Source organism: Acinetobacter sp. CIP 101934 (genome assembly GCF_000369585.1).
Taxonomy (GTDB): Bacteria; Pseudomonadota; Gammaproteobacteria; order Pseudomonadales; family Moraxellaceae; genus Acinetobacter; species Acinetobacter schindleri.
On the sequence record NZ_KB850094.1, the window covers coordinates 702,513 to 708,842 of the forward strand.

Genomic DNA, 6,330 nt, shown 5'->3' on the forward strand with positions numbered 1-6,330 from the left:
AAGCGATATGATTAGCGTCATCTTAGAATTTTACGTTCAGACGTAGGAGACAGCGTCTTTTGCAAACTTTGCGCGCGTCAAAATGTGGTTTATCAACCGCTCAATTACCTTCTTATATCCTCGATGTGATTGATGCCTTAAATAAGGCCGGCTATGAAGCTTATATTGTTGGTGGTGGTGTACGAGATCTGATGCTGGGCTTGAATCCCAAGGATTTCGATGCTGTCACTAACGCAACTCCCGCTCAGGTCAAAGAAGTATTCGGGCGACGTTGTCGTATTATCGGGCGTCGTTTTGAGCTGGCTCATGTCTATTCTGGTCGCGAACTGGTAGAAGTCGCGACTTTCCGGGCACCGCCGAAAAAGGCCGTCACTTCGGCGCAGGGCATGATTCTGCGTGACAATAACTGGGGAACTATCGAGCAGGACTTTGCTCGCCGTGATTTCTCGATTAATGCAATGTATTACCAGCCACGTAAAGGTATTGTGCTGGATTTCTGCAATGCAGTAGATGATATTAAACATAAAACACTGCGCCTGCTGGGTGATCCAATACTCCGCTTTGAAGAAGATCCAGTCCGTATGCTGCGTACGTTGCGTTTTGCAGCAAAATTAAATTTCAATATTGATGAAGCGATTCTGGATATTTTTACACCAGAAATGACCCAGCTGCTTCGTGATGTATCTCCGCATCGTCTTTATGATGAGTCACAGAAGCTGTTCACCATGGGGCATCTCAACCGCGTCTTGCCAATGCTGATTGATTTCGGGATCTGGCGTCAGCTGTTTGCAGAGATCAAGCCCGAAATCACACCGTTTATTGAACGTGCTGCGACCAATACCGATCAGCGTATTTCGATTGGCAAGACGATTAATCCCGCGTTCTTCTATGCTGTATTGTTATGGAAGCCATTCCTGGAACGTTGTGATTTCTACTTGAGTAAAGGCATTATTCCAGCTGAAGCACGTGCTCAAGCAGGCCTGGATGTGCTGAAGCGTCAAGCAACCCGTACCATCATTCCACGTTTTGCGGAAACCTTTATCCGTGAAGTCTGGGAAATGCAGACCCGGCTGTTGAATCCAAAACCGCAGCAGATTGAAGCGCTGTCTGGTCATGCGCGTTTTCGTGCCGGCTTTGACTTCCTGTTACTCCGCGAAAAATCAGGTGATGAAACGGCACAGGGCATGGGGAGCTGGTGGGATGCTTATCAGCAAATGGGCGGTGACGAAAAAGAACGTGCCATTGCACAGTATAACCGTCAGCGTGCCAAGAGCCGTCGTAAAGCGACTCAGGAAGAGCATCTGGAACAGCGTCTTGCTGTTCAGGAAACCACTGAGATTGAGCCATTAGTCAATGAGCCGGAACCACGTAACCGTCGTACCCGCAAACCTAAGCCAGCAGCAGAGAAACCAGTTTCTCATGCAGCAGCGAGTGCAAGCGGTGAGATTGGTCCGGATCATCCAATTATGAAACGTAAGCGTGTACAGCGTGATTTAAGCCAAGTTGTTTTTGGACCGACACAATGACCATTACTTATATTGGCTTAGGCAGTAATCTTGGTGATTCGCGCCAGATTATGGCTGAGGCGGTACAGAAACTGGCAAGCTTGGGAACAGTGAAAATATCCCATTTGTATCAAAGTCCACCGATGGGTCCACAGGATCAGCCAAATTATCATAATGCTGTGGTGCAGTTGATTACCGATCTGGCACCACTCGATTTACTGGATCGTCTACAGGCATTGGAACAGGAAGCGGGTCGGGTACGTTTACGCCACTGGGGTGAACGTACCCTGGATCTGGACCTGCTTATTTACGGTGATGAACGTATTCAGAATGAGCGTTTGACTGTGCCGCATGTCGGTGTAATGGAACGTGATTTTGTATTATTGCCGTTGTTGGATCTTGATACTGAATTACAGCTGAATGGACAATCATTAAAAGACCTGGACATCGTAAAACAATCGACTTTGACGGTCCTTGATCGCACGAATTGGGCAAATATTTAATTTTTAGTTATTGGTATGTTCGCGAGAACTTCAATAAGAGAGGAACACCTTCATGATCAGTCTGAGCGACTTAAGACGATTCAAGGCGGACGGCCGTAAATTCTCCTGCCTGACCTGCTACGATGCCAGCATGGCCAAAGCCATGGAAATTGCCGAAGTAGATACGATTCTGATCGGGGATTCCCTGGGTATGACCATTCAGGGACATGATTCTACTTTGCCAGTCACTGTAGCAGATATGGCATATCACACCGCTGCAGTGCGCCGTGCGAATCAGCATGCCTTTATCCTGACTGATCTGCCATTTATGAGTTATGCAACATTGAATGATGCCTTGCAAAGTGCCCGTACCGTGATGCAGGCGGGTGCTCAGATGGTCAAGCTGGAAGGTGGAGCATGGCTGGCTGAAACCGTACAGGTCATGACGCGTAACGGTATTCCAGTTTGTGTACACCTAGGTTTGACACCACAATCAGTGAATGTATTTGGTGGTTATAAATTACAGGCACGTAACCGTGCAGCGGCAGATCAGCTGCTTGCTGACTGTAAGGCTGTGGTTGAAGCTGGTGCTGCCTTGTTATTGCTTGAATGTGTGCCTGCACAACTTGGCAAAGAAGTGGCTGAGTTATTCCCGGAGATTCCAGTGATTGGTATTGGTGCGGGTGTAGATACGGATGGTCAGGTGCTTGTAGTGCAAGACATGCTGGGGCTGAACTTTGGTCATACGGCTAAATTTGTACGTAACTTTATGAAAGAACAATCAGGTGCCAATGCAATCCTGGATGCATTCAAGGCCTATCATGCTGCTGTACTAGACAGCTCATTCCCTGCACCTGAACATACATTCCAGGTTGAGTTATAAGATGAAAACAGAAACTACCATCCAGGGTTTGGCGGCCTCATTAAATCCGGCTCGTTCAGCACGTAAAATTATTGGCTTCGTACCCACCATGGGGAATCTGCATCAAGGTCACTTAAATCTGGTACGTGAAGCCCGCAAGTTATGTGATGTAGTCGTGGTCAGCATCTTCGTGAATCCGATTCAGTTTGGGCCAAACGAAGATTTTGATAATTATCCACGTACCTTGGAACAGGATCAGCAGTTATTGGCTGAAGTAGGCTGTGACATCGTCTTTGCACCAAGTGTGGAACAGATGTATGGCAACAAGCCGCGTCTGACCAATATCAGTGTTTCGGATATCACTAACGACCTGTGTGGTTTACAGCGTCCGGGGCATTTCGATGGCGTAGCAGTTGTCGTGACAAAATTGTTTAACATGGTTCAGCCAAACTATGCTTTCTTTGGTGAAAAAGATTATCAGCAACTGGCAGTGATTCGCCAGTTTGTGCAAGACCTGAATATTCCACTGGAAGTGATTGGGGTGCCGATAGCGCGCGCTGAAGATGGTTTGGCACTGAGTTCACGGAACGGTTATCTGACCGAGCAAGAACGCCAGACTGCACCAGTGATCTACCGCAGCTTAAAAGCAGCGGAACAGCAGTTGTATGAAGGTGTGGTATTGGATGCGGTGTTGACCGGTATTCGCCAGACCCTCACTGATGCTGGTTTTGTGGTAGATTATATTGAGGCACGTACGCCAGAATTGCAAAAGATTGATGAATTTAGTCAGGATCTTGTGTTATTCATTGCGGCGAAATTAGGTAAAACACGTTTGATCGACAATCTGCAGGTAAAATATTCTGCACGTCATTAATAGGGTAGCAGTGCATGAAGCGCATCTTAATTGTGACAGGCCAATCTGGTTCAGGTAAGTCATCTGCCTTGCAGGTACTGGAAGACCTGGGTTACTACTGTATTGATAACCTGCCGCTGGCACTGCTTCCTGAAATTGTCGCGAAACTGGATCAGGAAAATAACCTGGAACAGTTGGCATTAGGAGTGGATGTTCGTAGCACCCGGGCGGATCTGCAAGAATTTGATCATGTGTTTGAACAGCTGCAACAGCATGGCACAGTCGATGTTATTTATCTGACTACGCAGGATCAGGAGCTGATTGCACGTTTTAGTGCTTCACGCCGTCCGCATCCGCTGGCTGCACGTTTTAAAAGTCTCAATGAATGCATTCAGGAAGAAAAATTACTTTTGCTTCCGATCCAGTTGCGCTCGACAGTACATATCGATACTTCTGACAAAAGTGTGCATGACCTGAAGCATACCTTACTGCATAAGCTCGGTCAGACCGATAACCTGATTTTGATTTTACAGTCCTTTGGTTATAAACATGGTATTCCATTGGATGCTGATTATGTCTTTGATGTGCGTCATCTGCCTAACCCGCACTGGGATCTGGAACTACGTAAATTTTCCGGACTGGATCAGCCTGTACAGACTTTCCTGGAAAAGAGTGAGCAGGTAGAAGACATGTTCCAGGACATTCACCACTTTTTGGAAAAATGGCTACCGGCTTTTGCTGAAGGGCACCGTCACTACATCACAGTTTCTGTAGGTTGTACCGGTGGTCAGCATCGTTCTGTTTATATTGTGGATAGACTAAAAAAAGCGCTTGAGGCAAAATGGTCTGTTCAAGTCCTCCACCGAGAAATGAAGCACTGGTCATGATTGATACGACGGTTGACGTAATTAACAAATTGGGTTTACATGCGCGGGCATCGGGTAAGCTCATTGAAGTCACCACCAAATTTCGTTCCAATATTCAGATTGGAAAGGGTGACAAGCTCGTCGATGCAAAAAATATCATGTCCTTGCTCATGCTAGGAGCGGGCAAAGGCACAACATTACGCTTGGTACTTGAAGGAGCAGATGAAGAAAAAGCTTTATCTGAAATTCAGGCACTGTTTGCGGCAAAATTTTATGAGGCAGATTAATCGTGGCACGTCGACCGAGCAGTTTAACTGAAGAAGATTTCGAATCTTTAGAGGGACGCGCAAGTAAAACCGAACAGAAAAAAGCAGTTCAGCGTATGGCTGCTTTAGGCGCACAGTTGGCAGAACTAAGTGCGAAACAAATCAAGAACCTTCCTGTTGAAGAGCGTTTGATTGAAGCCTTGCTGGATGTTCAGCAAATTAGTTCACATGAAGCACGTCGTCGCCAATTCTCACGTATTGGCAAATTACTACGTAACGAAAATGAAACCGTAATTCTGTCCTATCTGACCCCAAAACAGGGTTTGAAAAAGACAGCACAATTACAGCGTTGGGTTGACCGTATTGTCAAAGATGGTGATCCGGCGATTAACGAATTTACCAAAACCTATAATGCAACAGAACGTCATACCTTACGTCAGCATTATTTGCGTGTACATCGTGATCTAAAAAATCAGGCATCTGAAGAAGAGGTTGCAGCATCAAAGCTGAAACTGTTCAACTATGTACAGCAAGTAGCATTGATTTCAGATAATTGATTTCGTGTCGATAGAGAAGGCGATCCTAGAAGGCACTGCTGTCCCATAGTTTGCTTTAAATAAAAAAACCTGAGTCCTAACAGTTAAAATATGAGTGCAAACAAACACTTTAACGACCAGGATTCAGGTTTTGTCCCATCAGAATACCGTATTTCATGAGCTAATTAAACCTGTTGTGCGACAGGATTTTGAACAACTTGCTAAAGTACACCATGTTGGACAGAAATTTAGAGCGGCTTCCCGGTGGGATCAGTTTATTGCCATATTGATGTCTCAATTCTCTTGTAGGCAAAGTCTGAGAGATATTCAATCCAATTTGGAGTGCCAACAGGAAAAGCTAAGTCATCTCGGAGCAAAGTCTATTCCCCGAAGCACGCTGGCACGAATCAATGAGCAGCAGCCTGCTGCCTTGTATCAACAGCTATTTTACAAGTTGCTTAAATACTATGAACACTCAAAAGTAGCTCATAAATTTCGCTTTAAGAATCCCTTGTATTCCTTGGATGCCAGTCATATTGACCTGTCGCTTTCCTTATGTGAATGGGCCAAAGTTCACGACTCAAAAGCCAGCATGAAACTCAGCATAGGATTGAATCACAGCAATGATATTCCTGAGTTTGTTGCAGTTGAAAATGGCAAAGAAAATGACATGGTACAAGGCCGCAAATTCCAGTTTCCTGCTGGCAGCATTGTAGTTTTTGATAAAGGCTATGTCGATTACCAATGGTATGCAAGTCTGACTGCTCAAAACATTGGATTTGTCACACGTTTTAGGCCTAAATCTGTGTATCAGGTGATCCAGCAACATCCAGTGCTTGAATCCAAAGGTATTCTAAAAGATGAAACCATTCAGCTGAATAGCGCACATGCCCTAAAAAGAAAAGCCCCAGTGTTAAGAAGAATTGAATATAGAGATCAGCAAAGTGGCAAGCACTTTAG

Annotated in this window: 8 protein-coding genes; all 8 read left to right on the top strand. The window is 45.5% G+C overall.

Annotation, left to right across the window (positions count from 1 at the left end; all coding sequences use genetic code 11):
• Positions 1 to 59 precede the first annotated feature (59 nt).
• Positions 60 to 1,526 (top strand): polynucleotide adenylyltransferase PcnB, encoded by a 1,467-nt coding sequence (gene pcnB, locus F899_RS03770; protein WP_004889977.1) that lies wholly within the window; start codon positions 60 to 62, stop codon positions 1,524 to 1,526.
• Positions 1,523 to 2,008 carry a 2-amino-4-hydroxy-6-hydroxymethyldihydropteridine diphosphokinase gene (gene folK / locus F899_RS03775; RefSeq protein ID WP_004889973.1) on the top strand — a complete coding sequence of 162 codons (486 nt, stop codon included), beginning with the start codon at positions 1,523 to 1,525 and terminating at the stop codon, positions 2,006 to 2,008. Before pcnB ends, folK begins: the two co-directional genes overlap by 4 nt.
• 52 nt (positions 2,009 to 2,060) lie before the next feature.
• The gene (gene panB, locus F899_RS03780) at positions 2,061 to 2,870 is read left to right on the top strand and encodes a 3-methyl-2-oxobutanoate hydroxymethyltransferase (RefSeq protein ID WP_004813084.1); all 810 of its coding nucleotides are present in this window, start codon (positions 2,061 to 2,063) and stop codon (positions 2,868 to 2,870) included.
• Between the two features lies 1 nt (position 2,871).
• Positions 2,872 to 3,723, top strand: a complete 852-nt coding sequence (gene panC / locus F899_RS03785; protein WP_005220958.1) for a pantoate--beta-alanine ligase — start codon at positions 2,872 to 2,874, stop codon at positions 3,721 to 3,723.
• A gap of 14 nt (positions 3,724 to 3,737) precedes the next feature.
• Complete coding sequence (gene rapZ, locus F899_RS03790; RefSeq protein WP_005220966.1) at positions 3,738 to 4,589, top strand: RNase adapter RapZ; 852 nt, start codon at positions 3,738 to 3,740, stop codon at positions 4,587 to 4,589.
• Positions 4,586 to 4,855: an HPr family phosphocarrier protein gene (locus F899_RS03795; protein ID WP_008303424.1), complete on the top strand. Its 270-nt coding sequence runs from the start codon at positions 4,586 to 4,588 to the stop codon at positions 4,853 to 4,855. Before rapZ ends, F899_RS03795 begins: the two co-directional genes overlap by 4 nt.
• 2 nt (positions 4,856 to 4,857) lie before the next feature.
• The gene (yjgA, locus tag F899_RS03800; protein WP_005220967.1) at positions 4,858 to 5,391 is read left to right on the top strand and encodes a ribosome biogenesis factor YjgA; all 534 of its coding nucleotides are present in this window, start codon (positions 4,858 to 4,860) and stop codon (positions 5,389 to 5,391) included.
• Positions 5,392 to 5,521: 130 nt separating this feature from the next.
• Positions 5,522 to 6,330 (top strand): IS4-like element ISAbe18 family transposase (locus F899_RS03805; RefSeq protein WP_005220969.1); only part of this gene is annotated, 809 nt, incomplete at its 3' end.